The sequence below is a fragment of the Pseudomonas sp. GW821-FHT09A09 genome (genome assembly GCF_059418405.1).
Window position 1 is genome coordinate 55,850 of record NZ_JBWKPU010000003.1, and the last position, 24,773, is coordinate 80,622.

Genomic DNA, 24,773 nt, shown 5'->3' on the forward strand with positions numbered 1-24,773 from the left:
GTATCCGTTGGCGCGTCAGTCACTTAGCTGAACCCTAGCTGTCTACCTGTCAAATAAACGAGTTTTTCATCAGCCTTTCATATTCGTTCAACATTTTTCCGCTTAATCTCTGCCCCAGGACTTGAGAACAAGCCGCGTGTTCTACGACTAACCTGTTGATTACGCTTTACCTTTCATATATTTCGTCTTTACTCAGCTAGCCCATGGAAGAAACCAATGCCCGTCCTCAGGAAAGTCGAATGAATGCCGCAACCCCACGCCATGTTTAATCAGTTCACTGAGCTTTCAGCCGCTGGTTACTGCCGTTTTCACGCTCCAACCTGCTCTAGCCCCGAGGTCATGAATCTTTGAAACCCTACCCTATTCATTGCGTGTCGATCGTTATCCCGGTCTACAACGAACAAGAGAGCCTGCCTGAATTGCTGCGTCGCACGACGGCAGCCTGCAAGCAACTGGCCTACGAATACGAAATCATCCTGGTCGATGATGGTAGTCGCGACAATTCGGCCCAACTGCTGGAAGACGCTGCTGCAGAAGATGGCAGCAATGTGGTGGCGGTGATCCTCAACCGCAACTACGGCCAGCATGCGGCGATCATGGCCGGTTTCGAGCAGTGTCGTGGCGAGGTGGTGATTACCCTCGACGCCGACCTGCAGAACCCGCCCGAAGAAATCCCGCGCCTGGTCGAGCAAGCCGCCCTGGGCTACGACGTGGTCGCCACCGTGCGCAACAACCGCCAGGACTCGGCCTTCCGCCGCTGGCCTTCGCGCCTGATCAACCTGGCCGTGCAGCGCTCCACCGGCGTGGCCATGACCGACTACGGCTGCATGCTGCGCGCCTACCGCCGCACCATCGTCGACGCCATGCTCGCCTGCCGCGAGCGCAGCACCTTTATCCCGATCCTGGCCAATGGCTTTGCCCGCCACACCACGGAAATCCTCGTGCACCACGCCGAGCGCGAGCACGGCGAGTCCAAGTACAGCCCGATGCGGCTGATCAGCCTGATGTTCGACCTGCTGACCTGCATGACCACCACGCCTTTGCGTTTGCTCTCCGTGGTCGGCTTCAGCCTGGCGGCCCTGGGCGTGCTGTTCGCCATTGCCCTGATCGTGTTGCGCCTGGCCTTCGGCGCGCAATGGGCCGGCGACGGCATGTTCGTGCTGTTTGCGGTGCTGTTCGTGTTCACCGGTGGCCAGTTCATCGGTATGGGCCTCTTGGGTGAATACCTGGGCCGCATGTACAGCGACGTGCGCGCCCGCCCGCGCTTCTTTATTGAAAAAGTGCTGCGCAACACACCGGCAGCACCGGCACCTGTCGTCGTCGTTGACGGCCTGGTGTCTTCCCATACCTCCACCTCTACTTCTCCTTCCGATCAGGTTTCGTCATGAATTCAAAAGCCGTTGTCTTCGCTTACCACGATATTGGCTGTGCAGGCATTGAAGCCCTGCTGACTGCCGGCTACGACATTGCTGCCGTGTTCACCCATGCCGACGACCCCAAGGAAAACAATTTCTACGGCTCCGTCGCCCAACTGTGCGCCCGCAACGGCATCCCGGTGCATGCACCGGAAGACGCCAACCACCCGCTGTGGATCGAGCGCATCGCCAAGCTGAACCCGGACTTCATCTTCTCCTTCTACTACCGCAACCTGCTGAGCGAAGCGCTGCTGGCCACCGCCAAGAAAGGCGCGTTCAACCTGCACGGTTCCCTGCTGCCGAAATACCGTGGCCGCGCCCCAGCCAACTGGGTGCTGGTCAACGGCGAGACCGAAACCGGCGTGACCCTGCACCGCATGGTCAAGCGCGCCGATGCCGGCGCAATCCTGGCCCAGCAAAAAGTCATCATCGACCGCACCGACACCGGCCTGACCCTGCACGCCAAGCTGCGTGACGCCGCCGCCAACCTGCTGCGCGATGCCCTGCCACAACTGGTTGCTGGCAAGCTGAGCGAAACCGCCCAGGACGAAAGCCAGGCCAGCTACTTCGGCCGCCGCACCGCGGCTGACGGCAAGCTTGACTGGAAAAAACCCGCTGAAGAGCTGTTCAACCTGGTTCGCGCCGTCACCCAGCCGTACCCGGGCGCGTTCTGCGCCGTGGGCGAGCACAAACTGATCGTGTGGCAAGCCGAAGTGGTCAAGGGCAACGAAGGCCTGGCGCCAGGTCGTGTGATCAGCGTTAACCCGCTGCGCATTGCCTGCGGCGAAGACTCCCTGGTGGTCAACTTCGGCCAACGCAACGCCGACGGCCTGTTCCTGGCCGGCCCTGCCCTGGCCGATGTACTGGGCCTGGTCGACGGTTCCGTGCTGCGCGGCGCCGAGTCCGGCCGCAAGCCACGTCGTACCCGTGTACTGATCCTGGGTGTGAACGGCTTTATCGGTAACCACCTGTCCGAACGCCTGCTGCGTGACGACCGCTACGAAATCTACGGTCTGGACATCGGTTCCGACGCTATCGAGCGCCTGCGCAGCCACCCGAACTTCCACTACGTGGAAGGCGACATCAGCATCCACACCGAGTGGATCGAGTACCACATCAAGAAGTGCGACGTGGTGCTGCCGCTGGTGGCCATCGCCACCCCAATCGAATACACCCGTAACCCGCTGCGCGTGTTCGAGCTCGACTTCGAAGAGAACCTGAAACTGGTTCGCTACTGCGTGAAGTACAACAAGCGCGTGATCTTCCCGTCGACCTCCGAAGTGTATGGCATGTGCCAGGACCAGTACTTCGACGAAGACACCTCCAACCTGGTGGTCGGCCCGGTCAACAAGCAGCGCTGGATCTACTCGGTCTCCAAGCAACTGCTGGACCGCGTGATCTGGGCCTACGGCGACAAAGGCCTGAAATTCACCCTGTTCCGTCCGTTCAACTGGATGGGCCCGCGCCTGGATCGCCTGGATTCGGCGCGTATCGGCAGCTCCCGTGCAATCACCCAACTGATCCTGAACCTGGTGGAAGGCACCCCGATCCGTCTGTTCGACGGCGGCGAGCAAAAACGTTGCTTCACTGACATCGCCGACGGTATCGAAGCGCTGGCACGCATCATTGATAACGAAAACGGCGTGTGCGACGGCCAGATCGTCAACATCGGCAACCCGGAAAACGAAGCCAGCATTCGTCAGCTGGGCGAAGAACTGCTGCGTCAGTTCGAAGCGCACCCGCTGCGTAGCAACTTCCCTCCGTTCGCCGGTTTCCGCGACGTGGAAAGCAAGGCGTTCTACGGTACCGGTTACCAGGACGTGGCGCACCGCAAGCCAAGCATCGAAAACGCCAAGCGCCTGCTGAACTGGGAGCCGACCGTCGAGATGAGCGAGACCATCGGTAACACTCTGGACTTCTTCCTGAAAGAAGCCATGCTCGAAATCGCGGACAAGAAGTAATGCAGGCAGGCCTTCGCATCGACGTCGACACCTACCGTGGCACCCGTGAAGGTGTGCCGCGGTTGCTTGAATCCCTGGATGAAGCCGGGGTCAAGGCAACCTTCTTCTTCAGCGTTGGGCCGGACAACATGGGGCGCCACTTGTGGCGCCTCATCCGCCCGCAGTTCCTGTGGAAGATGCTGCGCTCCAACGCCGTCGGTCTGTATGGCCTGGACATCTTGCTGGCTGGCACCGCCTGGCCAGGCAAGCCGATTGGCCGCGACCTGGGGCATTTGATGCGCCAGGCCAAGGCTGCCGGGCATGAAGTGGGCCTGCACGCGTGGGACCACCACGGCTGGCAGGCCAACACCCGGCGCTGGAGCGAGGCACAGCTGATCGAGCAGATCCGCCGTGGCGTCGACACCCTCAGCGACATCCTCGGCGAGCGTATCGATTGTTCAGCGGCGGCCGGCTGGCGTGCCGATGAACGCGTGGTGCAAGCCAAGCAAGGTTTCAACTTTCGCTACAACAGTGATTGCCGGGGCACCAGCCTGTTTCGTCCAACCTTGGCCGATGGCAGCGCGGGCACCCCACAAATTCCGGTAGACCTGCCGACCTTCGACGAAGTCGTCGGGCCGGTAGTGGCTGCCAAAGACTTCAACGGCTTCATTCTGGACCGCTTTGCCGAGTCCAAGCTGAACGTCTACACGATTCATGCCGAAGTAGAAGGGATTCTGATGGCTAATGATTTTCGCCAGTTGCTTGCCCAGGCTGGGCAGCGCGGCATCGATTTCAAACCGCTGGGCGACCTGTTGCCCGCCGATGTGACCACCTTGCCCCAGCAACAGCTGGTGCGTGGCGCCCTGCCTGGGCGCGAGGGTTGGCTCGGAGTGCAACAAGCATGATCCGGCGCCTGGCATTGCCCCTGCTCCTGTTGGCGTTTGGCGTGTTCTACCTGTTGCCGCTGGCCACCCATGGCCTGTGGATCCCGGATGAGACCCGCTACGCGCAGATCAGCCAGGAAATGCTGTTGACCGGCAAGTGGGCCTCGCCGCATTTCATGGGCATCCGCTACTTTGAAAAACCCGCCGCCGGCTACTGGATGATCGCGCTGGGCCAGGCGATCTTCGGACAGAACCTGTTCGGCGTGCGCTTTGCCTCCGCCTTGAGCACCGGCCTGAGCATCCTGCTGGTGTACCTGGTGTCGCGCCGGTTGTGGAATGACCCGCGCAAGAGCCTGGTCAGCACCGTACTCTACATGAGTTTCGCCAGTGTGGCCCTGCTGGGCGGCTATGCGAACCTCGACCCGCAGTTCACCTTCTGGGTCAACCTGACCGGCGTCGCCTTGTGGTTCTGCTTCGACAACACCACGCGCCGTGGCCGCCTGGGCGCCTGGGCCTTGCTGGGTTTTGCCTGTGGCATGGGCTTCATGACCAAAGGGTTCCTGGCCTGGTTGTTGCCGGTGCTCATCGCCCTGCCCTACGCCATTTGGCAAAAACGCTTTCGTGAATTGCTCGGCTACGGCCTGGTGGCGGTGGTCGTGGCGATTGTCGTGAGCCTGCCGTGGGCGCTGGCCGTGCACCTGCAGGAGCCGGACTACTGGAACTTCTTCTTCTGGCACGAGCATATCCAACGCTTTGCCGGTGACGACGCCCAGCACGCCGAACCGTTCTGGTACTACCTGCCGTTGTTGATTGCATTCTCGTTGCCTTGGGTGGCGCTGCTGCCGTCCACGGTCAAACAGGCCTGGCTAGACAAGCGCCTGCCGAAAACCGCGTTCCTGCTGCTGTGGCTGCTGATGCCCCTGGCGTTCTTCAGCCTGGCCAAAGGCAAGCTGCCGTCCTACATCATGCCGTGCCTGTTGCCCCTGGCCCTGCTGATGGGTTCGACCCTGGCCGACAAGCTGGCCCAAAACCGTGGGCGTGCGCTGCGCATCAACGGCTGGCTGAACCTGGTGATGGGTTTGGTGGCGATGTTGGCCCTCAGCTGGTTCCAAATGAAGAAGCCGGTGTACGAGCATGGCCAGGAAACCCTCAGCCTGGTGCTGGTGTTTACCTTCTTGTTCGGCTGGATCCTGGTCAATCTGTTGCAAGCGGCGCGCCCCTTGAAACTCTGGGCAGCACCGGCGATCGGCAGCTGGCTGCTGGTGGCCCTGGTGCCGGCCGCACTGCCCCACTCGGTGGTGTACAACAAGACCCCGGACCAGTTCATCATCGACCACCTGCAGGAACTGCAACCGACCACCGCACTGCTGAGCAATGACCTGGGCGCCGCGTCGGCCCTGGCGTGGCGCCTGCACCGCCCGGACGTGACCCTCTACAACACCGTCGGTGAAGTGAAATACGGTCTTGCTTTCGCAGACACGGCCCATCGCAAGGTGGACATCAGCCAGGTCCAGCAATGGATGAGCGATGCGCGCAAACAAGGCCCGGTCGGTGTGGTGATGCGCGTCAAGGGTGACGATGAGGTCGCTGAAGTGAACTTGCTGCCCCAGGATGGCAAGCGTTACGAGCAAGGCAACATCGTGATCCTGATCTTCCCCAAGGCCGCTCCATGATCACCCTGCTTCTATTACTCGGTGCCTGCCTGCTCACCTGCATGGGCCAGGTTTCGCAAAAATTTGCCGTAGAAAGCTGGCGTGACCAGCCCGACGGCTTGGCGCTGAAACTGCGCTCGCCGTGGCTGTGGTCGGCACTGATTTGCCTGGGCCTGGGCCTGCTGGTGTGGCTGCTGGTATTGCAGCGCCTGGAAGTGGGCATCGCCTACCCCATGCTCAGCCTGAACTTTGTGCTGGTCACGCTGATGGCGCGCTTTGTGTTCCACGAACACATCGATGGCCGCCACTGGCTGGGCGTGGTGCTGGTGATCGCTGGTGTCGTGCTGCTGGGGCGCCAGGTATGAGCCGGGCGCGTGGTTTTGCCCTGGCCCTGGGCAGCGTCGGCCTGGTCAGCGCCGCCCAGTTGGGCATGCGCTGGAGCATGACGCGCCTGCCGCTGCCGACTGAATGGCTCACAGCCTTCAACAGCAATGCCATCGACCTTGGCGCCCTGGGCGTGGTGATCCTGGCGATCATCGCCTATGCGCTGTCGATGCTCTGCTGGCTCGGCGCGCTCAAGGATCTGCCCCTCGGCCGTGCGTATTCGCTGCTCAGCATCAGCTACGCGCTGGTGTACCTGTTGGCTGCCAGCCTGCCGGTGTTCAACGAACATTTCTCGCTTTCGAAAACCCTGGGGGTGGCGCTGGTCATCCTCGGTGTACTGGTTATTAACTCTCGTCGTGCTAGCACCACAAGTCCCAGGAATGCCCCATGAAAATCAGTGTATTTGGTAGTGGTTACGTCGGTCTGGTGCAGGCCACCGTATTGGCCGAAGTCGGTCACGATGTCATCTGCATGGACGTAGACAAGAACAAGGTCGAATCGCTGCAAAAAGGCCATGTGACCATCTTCGAGCCGGGGCTGGCCGCGATGGTGAAAGAGAATCTGGAAAGCGGACGCCTGCATTTCACCCACGACGAAAAACTCGCCGTGGAACACGGTGAAGTGCTGTTCATCGCCGTGGGCACGCCGTCCGACGAAGACGGCTCGGCCGACCTGAAGTACGTGCTGTCGGTCGGCGACGCGGTGTCCCGTCATCGTGTAGAGCCGGTGATCCTGGTGGAAAAATCCACCGTACCCGTGGGCACTGGCGACACCCTGCGCGCGCACATCGAGAAGAACCTGCGCGTGGCCGGCCGTCACCTGGACTTCGATATCGTCTCCAACCCGGAATTCCTCAAGGAAGGCTCGGCCGTTGCCGACTGCCGCCGCCCGGACCGCATCATCATCGGTTGCGAGCGTGAAGAAGTGCGCGAAGTGATGCGCGACCTGTACGCGCCGTTCAACCGCAACCACGACCGCATCATCTTTATGGACCTGCGCAGCGCCGAACTGACCAAGTACGCCGCCAACTGCATGCTGGCCACCAAGATCAGCTTTATCAACCAGATCGCCGAACTGGCCGAGCACCTGGGCGCCGACATCGAAGCCGTGCGCCTGGGCATCGGTGCCGACTCGCGCATCGGCTACCACTTTATCTACCCGGGCTGCGGCTACGGCGGCTCGTGCTTCCCCAAAGACATGCGCGCCCTGATCCACAGCGCTAAAGAGGCCAACTGCTCCAGCGACCTGCTGGAAGCCGTCGAAGCCATCAACCAGCGCCAGAAGAGCAAGCTGTTCGAACGCATCAACGCCTATTTCAAAGGCGAGTTGAAGGGCAAGACCTTCGCGTTGTGGGGCCTGGCGTTCAAGCCCAACACCGATGACATGCGTGATGCGCCCAGCCGCGTGCTGATGGAAGCCCTGTGGGCCGCCGGCGCCAATGTACGTGCCTTCGACCCTGAAGCCATGCAGGAAACCCAGCGCATCTACGGCGATGAATCGCGCCTGACGCTGCTGGGCACTCCGGAATCGGCCCTGAGCGGCGCCGATGCATTGATCGTCTGCACCGAATGGCAGCAGTTCAAGGCCCCGGACTTCGACCTGATCCACCAGCGCCTGAAAACCCCGGTGATCTTCGACGGCCGCAACCTGTACGATGGCGAGCGTCTATCGCGCAAAGGCTTCAAGTACTTCCCGATTGGGCGTGGTGACTCCTGTGAATTGCCAATCCCTCAGCAACAGTGGGTGCCGCAGGGTCAGGAAGCCTGATACGTGAACAAAGCTCATCCGCCGCTGCTCAATGCAACGATTCGACACCAGTCGCTGGGGCTCGGGCTCCTGGCGCTGGTGCTGTTCGTTGCCGGTAACTGGCACCAGGCAATCATCGGCTTCGACTCGCGTTTCGTGGTGTTCGCCCAGGAAATGCTGCGCCATGGGCCCAGCTTTTTCCCCACCACGTACGGGCAGCCCTATGCCGACTACCTGGCCACCTCGACCCTGCTGACGTGGCTGTTTTCCCTGCCCTTGGGGCAGGTGACCAGCTTCACGGCCTGGCTGCCGACGGCCATTGCTTCGGCGGTGATCGTCACCCTGGTGTACCGCCTCACGGCGCCCTACTCCCAGCGTTGGGGCCTGCTGAGTGTGGCGATGTTGCTGCTCAGCAGTACCTTCATCAGCGAAACCCGCGCGGTGTCTCTTGACCAGATGCTCGCGGCCGTGGCGTTGGCGGTGTTCTACCTGGGTTACGCCCACGACCACTTCGGTGCGGGCAAGCGCCTGCACTGGCTGTTCTTGCTGCTGATCATCGGCTTTGCGATCCGTGGGCCCATTGGCCTGGTGATCCCCACCGGCGTGCTGTGCAGCTATTACCTCATCAACCGCCAATGGCGCCAGTTGTTCAGCTTCGGCTTGCTGGCCCTGGCGTTGCTGGCGGCGTGTGTCGGCCTGTTGTTGCTGTTGGCCAAGCTCAGCGGCGGTGAAGACTTCATGCGGGATGTGATTCGCATGCAGTTCCTGGGGCGCATGGATGGCACCGAAGGTTCCAGCGGCGTGCTGTACTACTTCACCAGCTCCATCGGCAATTACGCGCTGGCGTACCCGGTGGCGTTGCTGGTGCTGCTGGCGGTGGCGCTGAACGGGCGACGTGTGCCGGATCCTGCGCTGCAGTTGGTGTTGTACTGCGCAGCGGCAGGTTTGCTGGTGATGCTCGGCCTGTCGGTTCCCCAGGCGAAGAAAGCCCGCTACATACTGCCGATGCTGCCCATGGCGGCAATCATTGCGGCGTACCCGTTCCAGGTCACCCAGGGACGTTTGTTTGCCGGGTTGCGCGGCCTGATGCTGGGCATCTGGACGTTGTTCCCTGCCCTGTTGGCCATCGGTTTGCTGGTGGCGCGCCGCCGCTATGCAGAGCAGTTGGGTAGCCTGACGCTGATGTTTGTCGTGCTGGGTGTGCTTCAAGTGCTCGCGTTGCTGGCGGTGTTCAACGTGCGGTTACGCCCGGCAGGCCCTGCGCTGGCGGCCGTGTTGGCGATTTGGACGACGTACATCGTGGTGGTTGAGCCGCTTGAGCGTAGCCTGTATGACACCCGTACCTTCAGCCTGGCGGTCAAGGCACAGATCAACCAGCAACCGGCGCCCGTGGTGCTGCATGCACTGGGCAAAGACGCGAAAGCCATCAAGTTGATGGTCAACCTCGACTGCGACCGGGTGCCCCTGTTCACCCAGTTGCCAGCCGAGCTGGCCCCGGTGCAAGGTCCCGCCTGGCTGGTGATGAGCCAGGAAGATTACGAGGGGCTGCAAGACCCTCGGTTGCGCTCCATTACTCCCACGCTCACCGGGGAGTTCGACAAGAACCCTTACGTGCTGCTGCACCTGGCCAAATCCACGCCGCATTGATAGCGCTGTTGCGTGGTTCTGTACGAAAGAACGCCCACTCCTCAAAGAGTGGGCGTTTTGCATTCTTATCGCCAAGAAACATCCTACAGCCCAATGCGTAATGCCTGGGGCACTCACCTCTTCCGGCGCTCAGACCCCAAATGTAGACTCGCTCACCAAGTGCCTTAACTATCTACCACCAGGCCCGAAGGTTTTTAAACGCATAACGACAAGGATGCTGTAGGCCATCCCCACCGTGATGGCCTCTTTCACTGAGAGGAGAATTTTGTGCGAGATGATCGAGTGACCTTGCCCCTGCCGGCACTGGAACGACTGATGGGCTTGCGGGACGCCCTGGTGGCGTTGAAAGGGCCGCTGGCTGACGACCCTGAGCTGAAGAAAAACCTGCAAAAACACCTGTTCAACGAAGAGACCGATTGCCGCGTACTCGGCAAGGTCAACATCCCCGATCTGCATAGCGTGCGTCAGATTCCCTTTGGCGCCGTCCTTTAACTTCATTATTATTGCACTCAACCCTCATTAATATGCACTGGTGGCCGCTCACTCAGATCGGCACACTGCACAGGTTCCTCCCCCAAATGTTGGAACTTTCAAAGGGCTTTTCCGGGAAACCAGGCAAGCCTTTTTTTTCGCCCGCTGTTTATGGACCCTTTTTAATGCTCGCTCGTTTTTTACCCGCTGCAATCAACACGCGCCCCGCCGAATGGAGCCGCGCCGCCATCGGCATGGCCCTGGGCACGATGCTCAGTGTCTGGACCTGTGCCCACGTGTTTGGCATGGACGTGGCGCTGCATCTGCTCGGCCCTCTCGGGGCCTCGGCGGTGCTGTTGTTTGCCGTGTCGTCGGGCGCCCTGGCGCAGCCTTGGTCGATTATTGGCAGCTACTTGTGTGCCAGTGTCGTCGCGCTGTTGGTGGCGCGGGTGTTGGGGCGAACCTTGGGCAGCGCCTGCCTTGCGGCGGGCATCACGGTGGTGCTGATTTGCTGGCTGCGTTGCCTGCATCCACCCGCCGGCGGCCTGGCCATGAGCCTGGTGCTGGCCGATCCGGCTTCCATCAGCCTGGGCTGGTACGAAATGGCGCCGGTCATGTTCGGCGCCAGTGCGCTGTTGCTGTGTGCACTGGCCTACAACAATGCCACCCGCACGCGTTATCCCAAGGGCGCTGCCGAATCGCCTGCCGTGGTGATGGGCACCCCGACGCCCGCCACCGACCCCACGATCACGGCCGCCGACCTGAAGCTGGCGTTGGCCGAAATGGAGCAGTTCTACGACATCGAACCCACTGAGCTTGAGCAGCTGATCCACGCGGCTGAAGGCCATGCGCGACGACGCAGCATCGGTGAGGTGCTGGCCCATCGGGCGGCTTGAGTTCCTCTGCAAAAATGCAAAAACGACCTGCATGATTCAAGGTTGTACGGGGCAAATTTGCACTGGTACGATCGCGAGAGCGTTCGCCTACGAACATCTTGATAAAGAACAATAAAAGCAGGGAGTTAGAGATGACTGCTCAGGTTTCATCCGAAGCAAGCCGCGCCGACATTCTTCAAGACGAGGTACTGGCCGACGTTCGCAACCATATCGGCCACCTCACCCTCAATCGCCCGGCAGGCTTGAACGCCATCACCCTGGAGATGGTGCGCAGCCTGACCCAGCAGTTGCAGGCCTGGGCCGATGACCCGCAGGTGTACGCCGTGGTCCTGCGCGGTGCCGGCGAAAAAGCCTTCTGTGCCGGGGGCGATATTCGCTCGTTGTACGACAGTTTCAAAGGTGGCGACACCCTGCACCAAGACTTCTTCGTCGAGGAATACGCCCTCGACCTGGCTATCCACCATTACCGCAAACCGGTGCTGGCCCTGATGGACGGGTTTGTCCTCGGCGGCGGCATGGGCCTGGTGCAAGGCGCCGACCTGCGCGTTGTCACCGAGCGCAGCCGCCTGGCGATGCCGGAAGTGGCCATCGGGTATTTCCCTGACGTGGGCGGCAGCTACTTCCTGCCGCGCATTCCGGGTGAGCTGGGCATTTACCTGGGCGTGACCGGCGTGCAGATTCGTGCCGCAGATGCCCTGTATTGCGGGTTGGCCGACTGGTACCTGGAAAGCGCCAGGCTCGCCGAGTTGGACCAGAAGCTCGACCGCCTGCAGTGGCACGACTCTCCCCTAAAAGACCTGCAAGGCGTACTCGCCAAGCTTGCCGTGCAACAACTGCCGGACGCGCCGCTGGCCGCGCTGCGCCCCGTCATCGACCATTTTTTCGCCTTGCCGGACGTGCCGAGCATCGTTGAGCAATTGCGCGCCGTCACCATCGCCGACAGCCATGAGTGGGCACTGGCCACCGCCGACCTGATGCAAACCCGCTCCCCCTTGGCCATGGCCGTCACCCTGGAAATGCTGCGCCGTGGCCGCCGCCTGCCGCTGGAACACTGTTTTGCCCTGGAACTGCACCTGGATCGCCAGTGGTTCGAGCGTGGCGACCTGATCGAAGGCGTTCGCGCCTTGATCATCGACAAGGACAAAACCCCGCACTGGAATCCGCCCACGCTGCACGGATTGGACGCCACCCACGTCGAGAGCTTCTTTCACGACTTCGCGCAGAAGGTTCACTAAGCCATGCAAGACATTGAATACACAGAAGAACAAGTGATGATCCGCGACATGGCGCGCGACTTTGCCCGTGGCGAAATCGCCCCTCACGCCCAGGCCTGGGAAAAAGCCGGCTGGATCGACGATGGGCTGGTCGCCAAGATGGGGGAGCTGGGCCTGTTGGGCATGGTGGTCCCTGAAGAATGGGGCGGCACCTATGTCGACTACGTGGCGTATGCCCTGGCGGTGGAAGAGATTTCAGCCGGCGACGGTGCTACCGGCGCCCTCATGAGTATCCATAATTCAGTGGGTTGCGGGCCGATCCTCAACTACGGCACCACCGAACAGAAACAGACTTGGCTGGCCGACCTCGCCAGTGGCCAGGCCATTGGCTGCTTTTGCCTCACTGAGCCCCAAGCCGGTTCCGAGGCGCATAACCTGCGCACCCGCGCCGAATTGCGCGACGGCCAATGGGTGATCAACGGCGCCAAGCAGTTTGTCAGCAACGGCAAGCGCGCCAAGCTGGCCATCGTGTTTGCGGTCACCGACCCGGACCTGGGCAAGAAAGGTATCTCGGCGTTCCTGGTGCCGACCAACACCCCAGGTTTTGTGGTCGACCGCACGGAACACAAGATGGGTATTCGGGCGTCAGACACCTGCGCCGTCACCCTCAACCAATGCACCGTGCCGGAAGCCAACCTGCTGGGTGAGCGTGGCAAAGGCCTGGCCATCGCCCTGTCCAACCTGGAAGGTGGTCGTATCGGCATTGCCGCCCAGGCCCTGGGCATCGCTCGCGCGGCCTTCGAGGCTGCGTTGGCTTACGCCCGCGACCGTGTGCAGTTCAACCAGGCGATCATCGAACACCAGAGCGTCGCCAACCTGTTGGCCGACATGCAGACCCGACTCAATGCCGCACGCCTGCTGATCCTGCATGCTGCGCGCCTACGCAGTGCTGGCAAGCCGTGCCTGTCGGAAGCGTCCCAGGCCAAATTGTTTGCTTCAGAGATGGCCGAAAAGGTCTGCTCCTCGGCGATGCAGATTCATGGCGGCTATGGGTATCTGGAGGATTACCCGGTGGAGCGCTACTACCGGGATGCGCGGATCACGCAGATATACGAAGGCACCAGCGAGATTCAGCGGATGGTGATTGCCCGGGAGCTCAAACACTACCAACTGTAGGAGCCGGCTTGCCGGCGATTGAATCGCCTCGGTGTCCCTGATAAACCGAGGTGTCTGCATCGCCGGCAAGCCGGCTCCTACAGGAGAATTGCGGGGCCTGGAAAACCACTCTCCACTGTGGGAGCTGGCTTGCCTGCGATGGAATCGCCTCGGTATCCCTGATAAACCGAGGTGTCTGCATCGCCGGCAAGCCAGCTCCTACTATGTGGGTGGGGCGGGTTATTGGTCTTTGAAGTCGGGCGCGCGCTTGGCAACGAATGCGGCCATGCCTTCCTTCTGGTCCTGGGTCGCGAACGCGGCATGGAACACGCGGCGTTCAAAGCGAACGCCTTCAGACAGGCTCACCTCAAAGGCACGGTTCACGCTTTCCTTGACCATCATGCTGATCGGCACCGATTTGCCGGCGATCAGGGTGGCAACTTTCAACGCTTCGTCCAACAGCTCATCGGCTGGCACGATACGGGCCACGATGCCGCAACGCTCTGCTTCCACTGCATCGATAAAGCGCCCGGTCAGGCACATTTCCATGGCCTTGGCCTTGCCCACGGCGCGGGTCAGGCGCTGGGTGCCGCCCATGCCCGGCAGCACGCCGAGGTTGATTTCCGGCTGGCCGAACTTGGCGCCGTCGCCTGCGAGGATAAAGTCACACATCAACGCCAGTTCACAGCCGCCGCCCAGGGCAAAACCGTTGACGGCGGCAATGATCGGCTTGCGGCGGTTAGCCACGCGGTCGCTGTCGCTGAACAGGTCGTCGAGGTAGATCTGCGGGTACGTCAGCTCGGCCATTTCCTTGATGTCGGCACCGGCGGCAAAGGCCTTCTTCGAACCGGTCAACACGATGCAGCCGATTTGCGGGTCGGCTTCCAGGCCGTCCAGCGCCTGGTTCAGTTCGCTGACCAGTTGCGCGTTGAGGGCGTTCAGCGCCTGCGGACGGTTGAGGGTGATCAGGCCGACACGGCCCTGGACGTCAAGCAGGATGGTCTCGTAACTCATGTATCGGCTCCTTAGAGATTGCGTGAGATGACCATGCGTTGAATATCGCTGGTGCCTTCGTAGATCTGGCAAACCCGCACATCGCGGTAGATGCGCTCCAACGGGAAGTCGCTCAGGTAACCGTAACCGCCCAGGGTTTGCAAGGCGGCCGAACAGACTTTCTCGGCCATTTCCGAGGCAAACAGCTTGGCCATGGAGGCTTCCACCAGCGCCGGCCGGCCACTGTCACGCAGGGCGGCGGCGTAGTGCACCATCTGCCGGGCCACGGCGATTTGCGTGGCCATGTCCGCCAGGCGAAAGGCCACGGCCTGGTGTTCGATCAGCGCCTTGCCGAAACTTTCGCGCTCACGGGCGTAGTCGCGGGCTGCTTCAAAGGCGGCGCGGGCCATGCCCACCGATTGCGAGGCGATACCGACGCGGCCGCCTTCCAGGTTGGCCAGGGCGATCTTGTAGCCTTCGCCCTCTTCGCCCAGGCGGTTGGCCACCGGCACCTTCACGTCCTCGAACAGGATCTGGCAAGTGTCGGACGCATGCTGGCCGAGCTTGTCTTCGACCCGCGCCACGGTATAACCCGGCGAATCGGTAGGCACGATAAACGCGCTGATCCCGCGCTTACCCGCCGCAGGGTCGGTCACGGCAAACACAATCACGATGCCGGCGTTCTGCCCGGAGGTGATGAACTGCTTGCAGCCGTTGAGCACGTAGTGCTCGCCGTCCAGGCGCGCGCGGGTTTTCAGGCTGCTGGCATCGGAACCGGCTTGCGGCTCGGTCAACGCGAAGGCGCCGAGCATGGCACCGCTGGCCAGGGGCTTGAGGAAGTGCTCTTTCTGGTAGTCGTTGCCGAACGTGAGGATCGGCACACACCCCACCGAGTTGTGCACGCTCATGATGGTCGAGCACGCCCCGTCACCGGCCGCGATTTCTTCCAGGGCCATGGCATAGGCCAGGTAGCCGGTATCGCAACCGCCCCACTGTTCCGGCACCAGCATGCCGAAAAAGCCCAGTTCGGCCATCTCGCCGATGGCCTCCTTGGGAAAGCGGTGCTCACGGTCCCACTCCGCGGCGAAGGGTTTGAGGCGTTCCTGGGCAAATTGCCGGGCCGCGTCGCTGATTTGCAGTTGTTCGTCATTGGGCAGCATGGGGGTGAGTCCTTAATACAGGCATTCGACGGCCATGGCCGTGGCTTCACCACCGCCGATGCAGATGGCGGCAACGCCGCGTTTGAGGCCTTTTTGGCGCAAGGCCGAGAGCAGCGTCACCAGAATGCGTGCGCCTGAGGCGCCGATCGGATGGCCCAGGGCGCAGGCGCCACCGTGGATATTGACCTTGGCGTGAGGGATTTCCAGCTTGCTCATGGTCACCAGGCTGACCACGGCGAAGGCTTCGTTGATCTCAAACAGGTCCACTTCACCCAGGTTCCAGCCAGTCTTGCTCATCAGCTTGCGGATCGCGCCCACCGGCGCCACCGGGAACAGCCCTGGCTCATCGGCAAATGCGGCGTGCCCATGAATCACCGCCAGCGGCTTGAGGCCACGCTTTTGCGCCTCGGACTGACGCATCAGCAGCAAAGCCGCCGCACCGTCGGAAATCGAGCTTGAGTTGGCTGCCGTGACCGTACCGCCTTCGCGAAAGGCCGGCTTCAAGCTGGCGATCTTGTCGATCTTGGCTTTGGGCGGCTGCTCGTCATGCAGGATGGTTTTTTGCTCTTTGCCCACGGTGACCTGCACGGGCACGATTTCGGCGGCGAAGCTGCCGTGGTTGATCGCCTCCTGTGCACGGGTCAGGGAGGCAATGGCAAACGCGTCCTGGGCTTCGCGACTGAAGCCGTTGTGCACCGCGCAGTCCTCGGCAAAGGTGCCCATCAGGCGGCCCTTGTCGTAGGCGTCTTCCAGTCCGTCGAGGAACATATGGTCCAGCACCTTGCCGTGGCCCATGCGGTAGCCGCTGCGCGCGCGGTCGAGCAGATACGGCGCGTTGGACATGCTCTCCATGCCACCGGCAATTACCACCTCGACACTGCCGGCCAGCAGCGAGTCGTGGGCCAGGATCGCCGCCTCCATGCCTGAGCCGCACATTTTGTTGAGGGTGGTGCAGCGCGTGGATTTATCCAGGCCGGCGCCCAACGCGGCTTGCCGCGCCGGTGCCTGGCCGAGGCCCGCTGGCAGTACGCAGCCGAACAGCACTTCATCGACCGCGTCGCTGGCAATTCCGGCGCGCTCGACCGCCGCACGGATGGCCGCAGCACCCAACTGCGGCGCGGTCAGGCCCTTGAGGTCGCCCTGGAAACCGCCCATTGGCGTGCGGACGGCGCTGACAATAACAATCGGATCGCTCATGGGGTGTGCTCCTTACTTGGCTGCCATGCGCAAGGCACCGTCGAGACGGATCACCTCGCCATTGAGCATGCTGTTTTCAATGATGTGTCGCACCAGCGCGGCGTACTCGGCAGGCTTGCCCAGGCGTGGCGGAAATGGCACGCCGGCCGCCAGGGAGTCACGTACCTCAGGGGTCATGCCGGCCATCATCGGCGTTTCAAAGATACCCGGAGCGATGGTCATGACGCGGATGCCGAAGCGCGCCAGCTCGCGGGCAGCAGGCAGGGTCAGGCTGGCAATCGCGCCTTTGGAGGCCGAATACGCCGCCTGGCCGATCTGCCCGTCGAACGCGGCCACCGAGGCGGTGTTGATGATCACGCCGCGCTCGCCATCGGCATTCGCTTCGGTTTCCGCGATGGCAGCAGCAGCCAGCCGCAACAGGTTGAAACTGCCGATCAGGTTCACGTTGATCACCTGGGCAAAGCTGGTCAGCCCGTGGGGGCCGTTCTTGCCGAGGATTTTTTCGCCGCGCACCACGCCGGCGCAGTTGACCAGGCCGTGCAGCCCACCAAAGGCGGCGACAGTGGCCTGCACGGCGGCTTCGGCAGCGGCTTCCTGGCTGATATCGGCGACTGCACTGCGTGCGTTATCCCCCAGCTGTTTGGCCTTGGCCGCTACTGCGTCGGCGTTCATGTCCACCAGCATCACCTTGGCGCCGGCCGCGACCAGCATCTCGGCAGTTGCCGCGCCGAGGCCCGAAGCACCGCCGCTGACCAGAAAAACCTTGTTTTGGATTTGCATCATAGTGTCCTTGAAAAAAGGTCAGGCCACCGCCGCCTTGGCGATTTCCTGATTGCGTAAAATAAAGCGTTGCAGCTTGCCGCTCGGGGTCTTGGGCAAGTCGCTGACGAATTCGATTTCGCGGGGATACGCGTGCGCCGCCAGGCGCTTGCGCACGTGTTGGCGCAGCTCTTCGGCGAGTTCCTCGGAGGCGCGGTAGTGCGCATTGATCACCACAAAGGCTTTCACCAGCTCGGTGCGTTGCGGGCAGGGTTTGCCTACCACGGCCGCTTCGATCACCGCTGGGTGCTCCACCAGGGCGCTTTCCACGTCGAACGGGCCGACCCGGTAGCCGGAGGTGGTGATCACGTCATCGCTGCGCCCTACAAAGCTGATGCTGCCGTTGGGGTTCAGCTCCACGGTGTCGCCGCTGAGGTAGTACTTGCCGACGAAGGCCTTGGTCTTCACGCCGTCGTAGCCGGCGAACCAGCACATCGGTGATTGCTCACGGTCGATGGCCAGGATGCCGGGCACCCCGGCCGGCAGTTCTTGATAGTCGTCGTCCAGTACCACGATGCGATGGCCCGGCGAGGCAAAACCCGCCGAACCAACGTGCACCGGGTGCTCCAGCCCATGGTGATTGCACAGCACCATGCCCAGTTCGGTCTGGCCGTAGTGGTCGTGGATGGTCACGCCGAGGTTGTCGGCAAACCAGCGGATCACTTCCGGGTTCAGGGGTTCGCCGGCGCTGCTGACGATACGCAGCTTGCCCTTGATCGACTGAGCGAACTGCTCGCCACCGGCAATCAGCAGGCGGTACGCGGTCGGCGAGCCGGTAAGGTTGGTGATCCCGTATTTGTTGATCACCCGGCAAGTGCTTTCCAGGGTGAACGGGCCATCGTAGAACGTAATCGGGTGGCCCATGGACAGTGGGCCGGTCACGCCGAAATAAATGCCATAGGCCCAGCCCGGGTCGGCAACGTTCCAGAACGCGTCTTCGGGGCGCAGGTCCACGGCGTCGCGGGTGTAGCTCTGGAACGCAACGATCGCCTTGAGCGGCACCGACAGCGCCTTCGACGGGCCGGTGGTGCCCGAGGTGAACATCAGCAGAAACGGGTCATCGGCGCCCAGCAGCACCGGCGCGCAATCGTTGGAATGGTTGGGCAACTCGGCCCAGAAACTGTAGTCGCCGCGCACGATGCCTTCGCCTTTGGGCCCGGCGACGGTGACGATGGTCGGGCAGCCCTCGACTTCGGCGAGCTTGGGCCGGTTCACCGCGTCGCTGACCACCAACTTGGCCCCCGAGCTGCCCAGGCGGTGTTCGATGGCCTTGGGGCCAAAGGCGGTAAACAGCGGTTGATACACGGCACCGATGCGCCAAGTGGCCAACACCACCACCAGCAGTTCGGCCGTGCGCGGCAGCAGGCCGGCCACCTTGTCGCCGCGCTTGACGCCTTGGGCCAGGAGGAAATTGGCAAAACGTGAGGCCTGGTCCTGTAACTCGGTGAAGGTGGACGTGGCGCTGCGGCCGTCCTTGCCCTCCCAGAACAAGGCGATGCGCCCCGGCAGCGCGTGGCGATCGCAACACTCCACGCAGGCATTGAGGCCCTGCAGGGTGCCGGCCAGCGCGGCGTCGACGGTGTGCTGGTAATCGAACTCGGTAGTGGCAGCCAAATACTCACGCATTGCTTCAAATCCTTCTGTATTTTTATTTTCAGGACATTTTGCATCACACGAATCGCGGAAATAGTCGCTCTAGAGCGGCGCAGCGGCAATGGTCAAAGCTTTCAACATGGCTGACTGGTTTGGCCAATCATTGAGCGCGCTTATCAATGGGTTGGCCCAAGCGATTGGACGTCGCGAGTGCCAGCTTCTAACCTGAGGGCCTGCGCCACATAAGAAGCCCCTCGATGATTGTCCGTCCCAAACCCAACCTCCTGGGTATCCTGTTTTCCCTCAAGGGTTCAATTGCCAAGCGCATTGCCCTGCGCAGCCTGCTGGTGACCCTGCTGGCTTCGGTGATCGTGCTGGTAGAAACCTGGCACCCGGCCTACTTTTCCAAGGTCAACGCCACGCCGTTCACGTTGCTGGGCCTGTCGCTGTCGATCTTCATGAGCTTTCGCAACAACGCCTGCTATGACCGCTGGTGGGAGGGGCGCAAGCAATTGGGGCAAATGATCATCGATGTGCGCTCGTTGATCCGCGAGACTCAGGTGCTTGGTGATACGCCTGAGCGTGCCGGCGTTTTGCGCGGGCTCTGCGGGTTTGCCCATGGGCTGATCGCGCGCTTGCGCCTGGAGGATGAAACCCGTGCTATCACGCCCTGGACCCCGGTCGATCAAGGGCATCCGAACCTGCCCGATCAGGTCTTGCAAAGGCTCGGCGCACGCTTTTCGGAGTTGACCGAGCAAGGCGTGATCAGTGAGTGGCGCTACACCCAACTGGAAGCCCGGCTGGTCAGCCTCAGCCAAGTGCAGGCTTCGTGCGAGCGGATCAAGCACACGCCGCTGCCCTTCCCTTACACCCTGCTGCTGCACCGCACCATCTACCTGTTCTGCATCCTGCTGCCGTTTGCCATGGCCGAGCCGCTGGGCTGGTTGACGCCGGTGTTCACCGCCATCGTCAGCTACACGTTTTTTGGCCTGGACGAAATTGGCGATGACCTGGAAGACCCCTTCGGTTTCGACGAGAACGACCTGCCGTGCAACGCCATCTTGCGCACGCTGGAACGGGAGGTCCGCGCCGCCTTGGGCGAAACCGACCTGCCCCCGCCCCTGGAACCCGTTGAGTACGTGCTCACCTGATGCGGGTTTGACACTCGCCGTGGTCTGACCGAAGCTGGTGGCTTTGCGATAGCTGCCCCAGCTTTTGGACGCCTGCATGTCAAAGTCACGCCGTTACGCCCTCATCGGCCTGTGCGCCCTGTTGTCTATTGTGCTCATCACCTGGTTTTTCTCCCGCTCCCCCCAAGTGACCGTGCCACCGGCGATTGCCCATGGTTACGCCAAGGCCCTGCGCCAGGCGCATAACGGTGAGCCGGGAGCCGCTCGCGTGCTGTATCAACAGTTGGGCCGCCCCGACCTTTCGCCCGAGCGCCGCGCCGCGCTGCACGCCGAATTGCCCAACTACCCAAGCCCCCAGGCGTTGAAACTGGCGGATAAAGACCTGGCCAACGATGCCCCGCTGGTACGCGAAGCCGCGATCCACAGCATTGTCGGCCTGGTGCCCACCGGCCAGCGCACTTTGTTGCTTGGCCCTGTATTGGATGACCCGGAACAAGACGTGCGCTTCGCCGCCGCCAACGCGTTGCTCGGCCTCTCGCCGGACACCCTGGGCTTGTACTTTGGGCCCTTGCAGCAAGTACTCGATGAATTCGTGAAAAAGCTCAAGGGCCAACCCGAAACCGCCGAGGGCTGGATTCAACTGGCGCGCCTCTATATTCACAGCGCCCTGTTGCCAGACGCACAAAACGCCTTGGAGCAAGCCATCCGCCTGCAGCCGGACAACCTGCAAGCGGTGGTCGCGCAAATTGAGCTGCTGGATAAACAAGGCAAGACCGAAGAATCCCGCCAACTGCTGGCGCGCCAATTGGCGGCTCACCCGGAGTCGGCCTACCTGCAACACGCCCTGGGCATGTGGCTGCTGCACCATGGTGAACGCCCGTACGCACTGCTCGGATTGTCCAAGGCTGTGGAACTGGAGCCGGACAATCAGGATTACCGCTACGACCTGGCCACCACCCTGCATGCCCAGGAAGAACTGGAAGCCGCCCAACGCCAGTTGGAAGAGATCGTCCAGCGCCACCCCGCCAATCGCAAAGCCCGGGTGTTGCTGATCAACTACTGGAAAGAAACCGGTCAGTTGCAGAATGTGCAGGTGTTGCTGGCGCAGCTTGAACAGCAGAATCCGGACGACCCCGCGTTGCAGCAAGGCCTGTAGTCGACTCCAAAAACTTGTAAAACCAAATTCTCGTTGTACAAATCTCAACAAGCGTTGAACCGCCACGTGCCACTACGGTCAAGTAAATATGGCGCGCCCCGAGCGGCGCGCACCTCTACTTGTACGTGACTTGAGGGTACTTCTTGTCTACATCCAATGCGCTGTTAAACGACAAAGCCGCCACCGGGATCGAAGGTCTTGATGACATTCTTTCCGGGGGGCTATCGCGTAGCCACCTGTTCCTGCTGGAAGGTGAGCCGGGGACCGGCAAGACCACCGTGGCCCTTCACTTCCTGCAGGCCGGAGCCAAAAACGGTGAGCGTTCGCTGTACATCACCTTGTCCGAGACCGAGCGCGAATTGCGCCAGGGCGCCAAGTCCCACGGCTGGGACCTGGATGACAACATCCATATCTTCGAACTGACCCCACCCGAGAGTTTGCTCAACGCCGAGCACCAGCAGAGCCTGCTGTATTCCTCGGACCTGGAACTGGGCGAAGCGACCCGGCAGATCTTCGAAGTGGTGGAACGGGTCAAGCCCACCCGCGTGGTGGTCGATAGCCTGTCCGAGATACGCCTGCTGGCCCAAAGCTCCCTGCGCTATCGCCGGCAGATCCTGGCCATCAAGCATTACTTCGTGCGCTACGACGCCACCGTCCTGCTACTGGACGACCTGACCACCGAATCCCTCGACAAAACCGTGCACAGCGTGGCCCACGGGGTGATTAGACTGGAAGAACTGACCCCCAACTACGGCGCTGAACGGCGTCGGGTGCGGGTGGTGAAGTACCGTGGCCAGAAATACCGCGGCGGCTTCCATGACTTCACCATCATGCAAGGCGGCGTGCAGGTGTTCCCGCGCCTCGTCGCTGCCGAACATCGGGGTGGCTACAGCCGTCAAACCTTGACCAGTGGCATCAGGGAACTGGACTCGCTGTTGGGCGGCGGTATCGAGACCGGCTCCAGCAGCCTGATTCTCGGCCCGGCCGGTACGGGTAAATCGCTGATCTCGATGATTTTCGCTGCCGCCGCCGTGGCCCGTGGCGAGAAAGCCGCCCTCTTCATCTTTGATGAAGAACTGGGCCTGCTGTTCGAACGCATGAAAAACATGGGCATCGACCTGGCGGCGCTGCAAGCTACCGGTAACCTGCTGATCGAACAGGTGGACGCCGCGGAGTTGTCGCCCGGCGAGTTCTCCCACCGCGTACGGCGCTGTGTGGATGAGCGCGGGATCAAGACCGTGGTGATCGACAGCGTCAACGGCTACCAGGCCGCGATGCCGGAAGAAAATGCGCTGATCCTGCACATGCACGAGTTGCTGCTGTACCTCAACCGACGCGGCGCAGCCACCTTCATGACCGTGGCCCAGCATGGCCTGGTCGGCGACATGCAGGCGCCGGTGGACATCACTTATCTGGCCGACACTGTGATTTTGCTGCGCTACTTCGAAGCGCTGGGCAAAGTGCGCCGGGCGATCTCGATCATCAAGAAGCGCACCGGCTCCCATGAATCGACCATCCGTGAATACCGTATCGGTAGCCGTGGCATGACCGTAGGCGAACCGCTGGACAACTTCCAGGGCGTACTGCGCGGCATTCCCACCTACCTGGGTGCCGGTTCGCCTCTGCTCAAGGATGAGGGCTAGTGGCCGACCCGAACCCGGTCTCCGAGCGCGCGATTATCCTCGCGCCTTTGGGACGCGACAGCACCCTGGCGCTGATGATGCTCAACGAAGCCGGCTACAGCGGAATCGTTGCCAACAACCTGGCCCACCTGTGCGACGCGCTGGAGCAAGGTGCCGGCTTGCTGGTGATCGCGGCCGAAGCCTTACGCGGCGTTGAGCTGGACCCGCTGCTGGAGTATCTGCACCAACAGCCGGCCTGGTCTGACCTGCCGATCGTGCTGATGACCCATCACGGTGGCAGCGAGCAGAACGGCTCGTCACACCTGAGCGGCCTGCTGGGCAACGTAACTTTCCTGGAGCGGCCGTTTCATCCGGTCACCCTGATCAGTATGGTCAGCGCCGCCCTGCGCGGTCGACGCCGGCAATACGAAGCGCGCGACCGCCTGATCGACTTGAGCGAAAGCGAACGGCGCCTGCAAAGTACCCTGGAAACCCTGGAACAGCAGGTCGAAGAACGTACCGCCCAGCTGCGTTATAACGAGGATGCATTGCGCCAGTCGCAGAAAATGGAAGCGGTGGGCCAATTGACCGGCGGCATCGCCCATGACTTCAACAACATGCTCACCGGCATCATCGGCAGCCTGGAGCTGCTGCGACGTCGCGTGGCACGGGGCAAGCTGGACGACCTCGACAGCCTGATCGACTTGGGCGTGACCTCGGCCAACCGCGCTGCCGGCCTGACCCATCGCCTACTGGCCTTTTCCCGTCGCCAGTCGTTGGACTCCAAGCCTGTGGAGATCAACCAACTGGTCAGTTCCATGGGTGAGTTGTTGCAGCGCAGCATCAACGAAAGCATCGCCCTGGACATGCGCCTGACCCATGAACTGTGGACCGCTGAAGCGGACCCCAACCAATTGGAAAGCGCCCTTCTCAACCTGGTGATCAATGCCCGGGATGCCATGCCTAATGGCGGTCAGTTGATGGTCGAAACCACCAATCGTCACCTCGACAGCGTGTTTACTGCCGCTTATGGCACGTTGAGACCCGGTGATTACGTGGAGCTGAGCGTCAGCGACACAGGCTGCGGCATTCCGGAAACCCTCTTGAGCCGGGTGTTCGACCCGTTTTTTACCACCAAGCCGATCGGCCAGGGCACCGGGCTGGGCTTATCGATGATTTACGGTTTTGCCCGCCAGTCCCATGGGCATGTGACGATTCACAGTGAAGTCGGCAAAGGCACCACCGTGAGCCTGTTCCTGCCGCGCTTCCTCGGCGAAATCGCTCAGGTCGAGGCGGCCAACCCTGCGCTGCTGCCGTTTGCCAATGCCGGTGAAACTGTGCTGATTGTCGAGGATGACCCGGCGGTACGGGTGCTGGTCAGTGCGGTGCTCAAGGAGCTGGGGTATGGGTTTGTCGAAGCCGGCGACGCCGATACGGCAGTGCCGATCATCGAGTCGGACCAGCGTATTGACCTGTTGATCAGCGATGTTGGCTTACCCGGTATGAACGGCCGGCAACTGGCGGAAATCGGCCGGCAGATCCGCCCGGAACTCAAGGTGCTGTTCATTACCGGATACGCCGAACATGCGGCGGTACGCGGCGGTTTTCTCGACCCGGGGATGCAGTTGATCACCAAGCCCTTCACCTTCGACCTGCTGACCGCCAAAGTCCGAGAAATGATCAGAACCTGACGCGTGGG

General features: G+C 61.9%; 21 protein-coding genes. 16 read left to right on the forward strand and 5 right to left on the reverse strand.

Annotated features, from left to right (window positions below):
- Positions 1 to 347: 347 nt before the first annotated feature.
- The 12 genes from arnC to AC07OV_RS03225 all read left to right on the forward strand — a co-directional run bounded on the left by arnC (position 348) and on the right by AC07OV_RS03225 (position 13,425).
- Positions 348 to 1,388, forward strand: coding sequence for an undecaprenyl-phosphate 4-deoxy-4-formamido-L-arabinose transferase (arnC, locus tag AC07OV_RS03170; protein WP_176996095.1), 1,041 nt, complete (start codon positions 348 to 350; stop codon positions 1,386 to 1,388).
- Positions 1,385 to 3,376, forward strand: a complete 1,992-nt coding sequence (arnA, locus tag AC07OV_RS03175; RefSeq protein WP_494995789.1) for a bifunctional UDP-4-amino-4-deoxy-L-arabinose formyltransferase/UDP-glucuronic acid oxidase ArnA — start codon at positions 1,385 to 1,387, stop codon at positions 3,374 to 3,376. Before arnC ends, arnA begins: the two co-directional genes overlap by 4 nt.
- Positions 3,376 to 4,260, forward strand: a complete 885-nt coding sequence (arnD, locus tag AC07OV_RS03180) for a 4-deoxy-4-formamido-L-arabinose-phosphoundecaprenol deformylase (RefSeq protein WP_495091524.1) — start codon at positions 3,376 to 3,378, stop codon at positions 4,258 to 4,260. Before arnA ends, arnD begins: the two co-directional genes overlap by 1 nt.
- Positions 4,257 to 5,912 (forward strand): lipid IV(A) 4-amino-4-deoxy-L-arabinosyltransferase, encoded by a 1,656-nt coding sequence (arnT, locus tag AC07OV_RS03185; protein ID WP_495091525.1) that lies wholly within the window; start codon positions 4,257 to 4,259, stop codon positions 5,910 to 5,912. Before arnD ends, arnT begins: the two co-directional genes overlap by 4 nt.
- On the forward strand, positions 5,909 to 6,256 hold the full coding sequence (gene arnE, locus AC07OV_RS03190; RefSeq protein ID WP_495091526.1) for a 4-amino-4-deoxy-L-arabinose-phosphoundecaprenol flippase subunit ArnE: 348 nt from the start codon (positions 5,909 to 5,911) through the stop codon (positions 6,254 to 6,256). The genes arnT and arnE overlap by 4 nt, the downstream gene beginning before the upstream one ends.
- On the forward strand, positions 6,253 to 6,666 hold the full coding sequence (gene arnF, locus AC07OV_RS03195; protein WP_176996090.1) for a 4-amino-4-deoxy-L-arabinose-phosphoundecaprenol flippase subunit ArnF: 414 nt from the start codon (positions 6,253 to 6,255) through the stop codon (positions 6,664 to 6,666). The genes arnE and arnF overlap by 4 nt, the downstream gene beginning before the upstream one ends.
- Positions 6,663 to 8,042 (forward strand): UDP-glucose dehydrogenase family protein, encoded by a 1,380-nt coding sequence (locus tag AC07OV_RS03200; RefSeq protein WP_176996089.1) that lies wholly within the window; start codon positions 6,663 to 6,665, stop codon positions 8,040 to 8,042. The genes arnF and AC07OV_RS03200 overlap by 4 nt, the downstream gene beginning before the upstream one ends.
- Positions 8,043 to 8,045: 3 nt before the next feature.
- On the forward strand, positions 8,046 to 9,668 hold the full coding sequence (locus tag AC07OV_RS03205) for an ArnT family glycosyltransferase (protein WP_494995792.1): 1,623 nt from the start codon (positions 8,046 to 8,048) through the stop codon (positions 9,666 to 9,668).
- A 288-nt stretch (positions 9,669 to 9,956) separates the two neighbouring features.
- Positions 9,957 to 10,160, forward strand: a complete 204-nt coding sequence (locus AC07OV_RS03210) for a type VI secretion system contractile sheath small subunit (protein ID WP_256349841.1) — start codon at positions 9,957 to 9,959, stop codon at positions 10,158 to 10,160.
- Positions 10,161 to 10,324: 164 nt separating this feature from the next.
- A complete protein-coding gene (locus AC07OV_RS03215) occupies positions 10,325 to 11,035 on the forward strand; it encodes an HPP family protein (RefSeq protein WP_494995793.1) in 711 nt (236 codons plus the stop codon).
- Between the two features lie 131 nt (positions 11,036 to 11,166).
- Positions 11,167 to 12,270: an enoyl-CoA hydratase/isomerase family protein gene (locus AC07OV_RS03220; RefSeq protein WP_495091527.1), complete on the forward strand. Its 1,104-nt coding sequence runs from the start codon at positions 11,167 to 11,169 to the stop codon at positions 12,268 to 12,270.
- A gap of 3 nt (positions 12,271 to 12,273) precedes the next feature.
- Entirely contained in the window at positions 12,274 to 13,425 is a 1,152-nt protein-coding gene (locus AC07OV_RS03225) for an acyl-CoA dehydrogenase family protein (protein ID WP_495091528.1), read from the forward strand.
- Between the two features lie 219 nt (positions 13,426 to 13,644).
- On the opposite strand, the gene AC07OV_RS03230 is transcribed toward AC07OV_RS03225, so the two are convergent.
- From AC07OV_RS03230 to AC07OV_RS03250, 5 genes are read right to left on the reverse strand one after another with little or no spacing between them, the layout of a single operon-like run.
- Complete coding sequence (locus AC07OV_RS03230) at positions 13,645 to 14,418, reverse strand: enoyl-CoA hydratase (RefSeq protein ID WP_176996084.1); 774 nt, start codon at positions 14,416 to 14,418, stop codon at positions 13,645 to 13,647.
- A gap of 11 nt (positions 14,419 to 14,429) precedes the next feature.
- A complete protein-coding gene (locus AC07OV_RS03235) occupies positions 14,430 to 15,557 on the reverse strand; it encodes an acyl-CoA dehydrogenase (RefSeq protein ID WP_495091529.1) in 1,128 nt (375 codons plus the stop codon).
- Positions 15,558 to 15,569: 12 nt separating this feature from the next.
- Entirely contained in the window at positions 15,570 to 16,754 is a 1,185-nt protein-coding gene (locus AC07OV_RS03240; RefSeq protein WP_494995798.1) for an acetyl-CoA C-acyltransferase, read from the reverse strand.
- A 12-nt stretch (positions 16,755 to 16,766) separates the two neighbouring features.
- Positions 16,767 to 17,534 carry an SDR family NAD(P)-dependent oxidoreductase gene (locus AC07OV_RS03245; RefSeq protein WP_495091530.1) on the reverse strand — a complete coding sequence of 256 codons (768 nt, stop codon included), beginning with the start codon at positions 17,532 to 17,534 and terminating at the stop codon, positions 16,767 to 16,769.
- A 21-nt stretch (positions 17,535 to 17,555) separates the two neighbouring features.
- Complete coding sequence (locus AC07OV_RS03250) at positions 17,556 to 19,199, reverse strand: AMP-binding protein (RefSeq protein WP_495091531.1); 1,644 nt, start codon at positions 19,197 to 19,199, stop codon at positions 17,556 to 17,558.
- 224 nt (positions 19,200 to 19,423) lie between these two features.
- On the opposite strand from AC07OV_RS03250, the gene AC07OV_RS03255 reads away from it, so the two are divergent.
- From AC07OV_RS03255 to AC07OV_RS03270, 4 genes are all read left to right on the forward strand, one after another.
- On the forward strand, positions 19,424 to 20,317 hold the full coding sequence (locus tag AC07OV_RS03255) for a bestrophin family protein (protein ID WP_495091532.1): 894 nt from the start codon (positions 19,424 to 19,426) through the stop codon (positions 20,315 to 20,317).
- A 76-nt stretch (positions 20,318 to 20,393) separates the two neighbouring features.
- Complete coding sequence (locus tag AC07OV_RS03260; RefSeq protein ID WP_494995802.1) at positions 20,394 to 21,452, forward strand: tetratricopeptide repeat protein; 1,059 nt, start codon at positions 20,394 to 20,396, stop codon at positions 21,450 to 21,452.
- A gap of 143 nt (positions 21,453 to 21,595) precedes the next feature.
- Positions 21,596 to 23,095, forward strand: a complete 1,500-nt coding sequence (locus tag AC07OV_RS03265) for an ATPase domain-containing protein (protein WP_494995803.1) — start codon at positions 21,596 to 21,598, stop codon at positions 23,093 to 23,095.
- A gap of 74 nt (positions 23,096 to 23,169) precedes the next feature.
- Complete coding sequence (locus AC07OV_RS03270) at positions 23,170 to 24,765, forward strand: ATP-binding protein (protein WP_494996013.1); 1,596 nt, start codon at positions 23,170 to 23,172, stop codon at positions 24,763 to 24,765.
- Positions 24,766 to 24,773 lie beyond the last annotated feature (8 nt).

Bases quoted from the DNA above. Each gene is read 5' to 3' on its own strand.
- arnA (WP_494995789.1), top strand. From the start codon at position 1,385: ATGAATTCAAAAGCCGTTGTCTTCGCTTACCACGATATTGGCTGTGCA.
- arnD (WP_495091524.1), top strand. From the start codon at position 3,376: ATGCAGGCAGGCCTTCGCATCGACGTCGACACCTACCGTGGCACCCGT.
- arnT (WP_495091525.1), top strand. From the start codon at position 4,257: ATGATCCGGCGCCTGGCATTGCCCCTGCTCCTGTTGGCGTTTGGCGTG.
- arnE (WP_495091526.1), top strand. From the start codon at position 5,909: ATGATCACCCTGCTTCTATTACTCGGTGCCTGCCTGCTCACCTGCATG.
- arnF (WP_176996090.1), top strand. From the start codon at position 6,253: ATGAGCCGGGCGCGTGGTTTTGCCCTGGCCCTGGGCAGCGTCGGCCTG.
- AC07OV_RS03200 (WP_176996089.1), top strand. From the start codon at position 6,663: ATGAAAATCAGTGTATTTGGTAGTGGTTACGTCGGTCTGGTGCAGGCC.
- AC07OV_RS03215 (WP_494995793.1), top strand. From the start codon at position 10,325: ATGCTCGCTCGTTTTTTACCCGCTGCAATCAACACGCGCCCCGCCGAA.
- AC07OV_RS03220 (WP_495091527.1), top strand. From the start codon at position 11,167: ATGACTGCTCAGGTTTCATCCGAAGCAAGCCGCGCCGACATTCTTCAA.
- AC07OV_RS03225 (WP_495091528.1), top strand. From the start codon at position 12,274: ATGCAAGACATTGAATACACAGAAGAACAAGTGATGATCCGCGACATG.
- AC07OV_RS03230 (WP_176996084.1), bottom strand. From the start codon at position 14,418: ATGAGTTACGAGACCATCCTGCTTGACGTCCAGGGCCGTGTCGGCCTG.
- AC07OV_RS03235 (WP_495091529.1), bottom strand. From the start codon at position 15,557: ATGCTGCCCAATGACGAACAACTGCAAATCAGCGACGCGGCCCGGCAA.
- AC07OV_RS03240 (WP_494995798.1), bottom strand. From the start codon at position 16,754: ATGAGCGATCCGATTGTTATTGTCAGCGCCGTCCGCACGCCAATGGGC.
- AC07OV_RS03245 (WP_495091530.1), bottom strand. From the start codon at position 17,534: ATGCAAATCCAAAACAAGGTTTTTCTGGTCAGCGGCGGTGCTTCGGGC.
- AC07OV_RS03250 (WP_495091531.1), bottom strand. From the start codon at position 19,199: ATGCGTGAGTATTTGGCTGCCACTACCGAGTTCGATTACCAGCACACC.
- AC07OV_RS03255 (WP_495091532.1), top strand. From the start codon at position 19,424: ATGATTGTCCGTCCCAAACCCAACCTCCTGGGTATCCTGTTTTCCCTC.
- AC07OV_RS03260 (WP_494995802.1), top strand. From the start codon at position 20,394: ATGTCAAAGTCACGCCGTTACGCCCTCATCGGCCTGTGCGCCCTGTTG.
- AC07OV_RS03270 (WP_494996013.1), top strand. From the start codon at position 23,170: ATGATGCTCAACGAAGCCGGCTACAGCGGAATCGTTGCCAACAACCTG.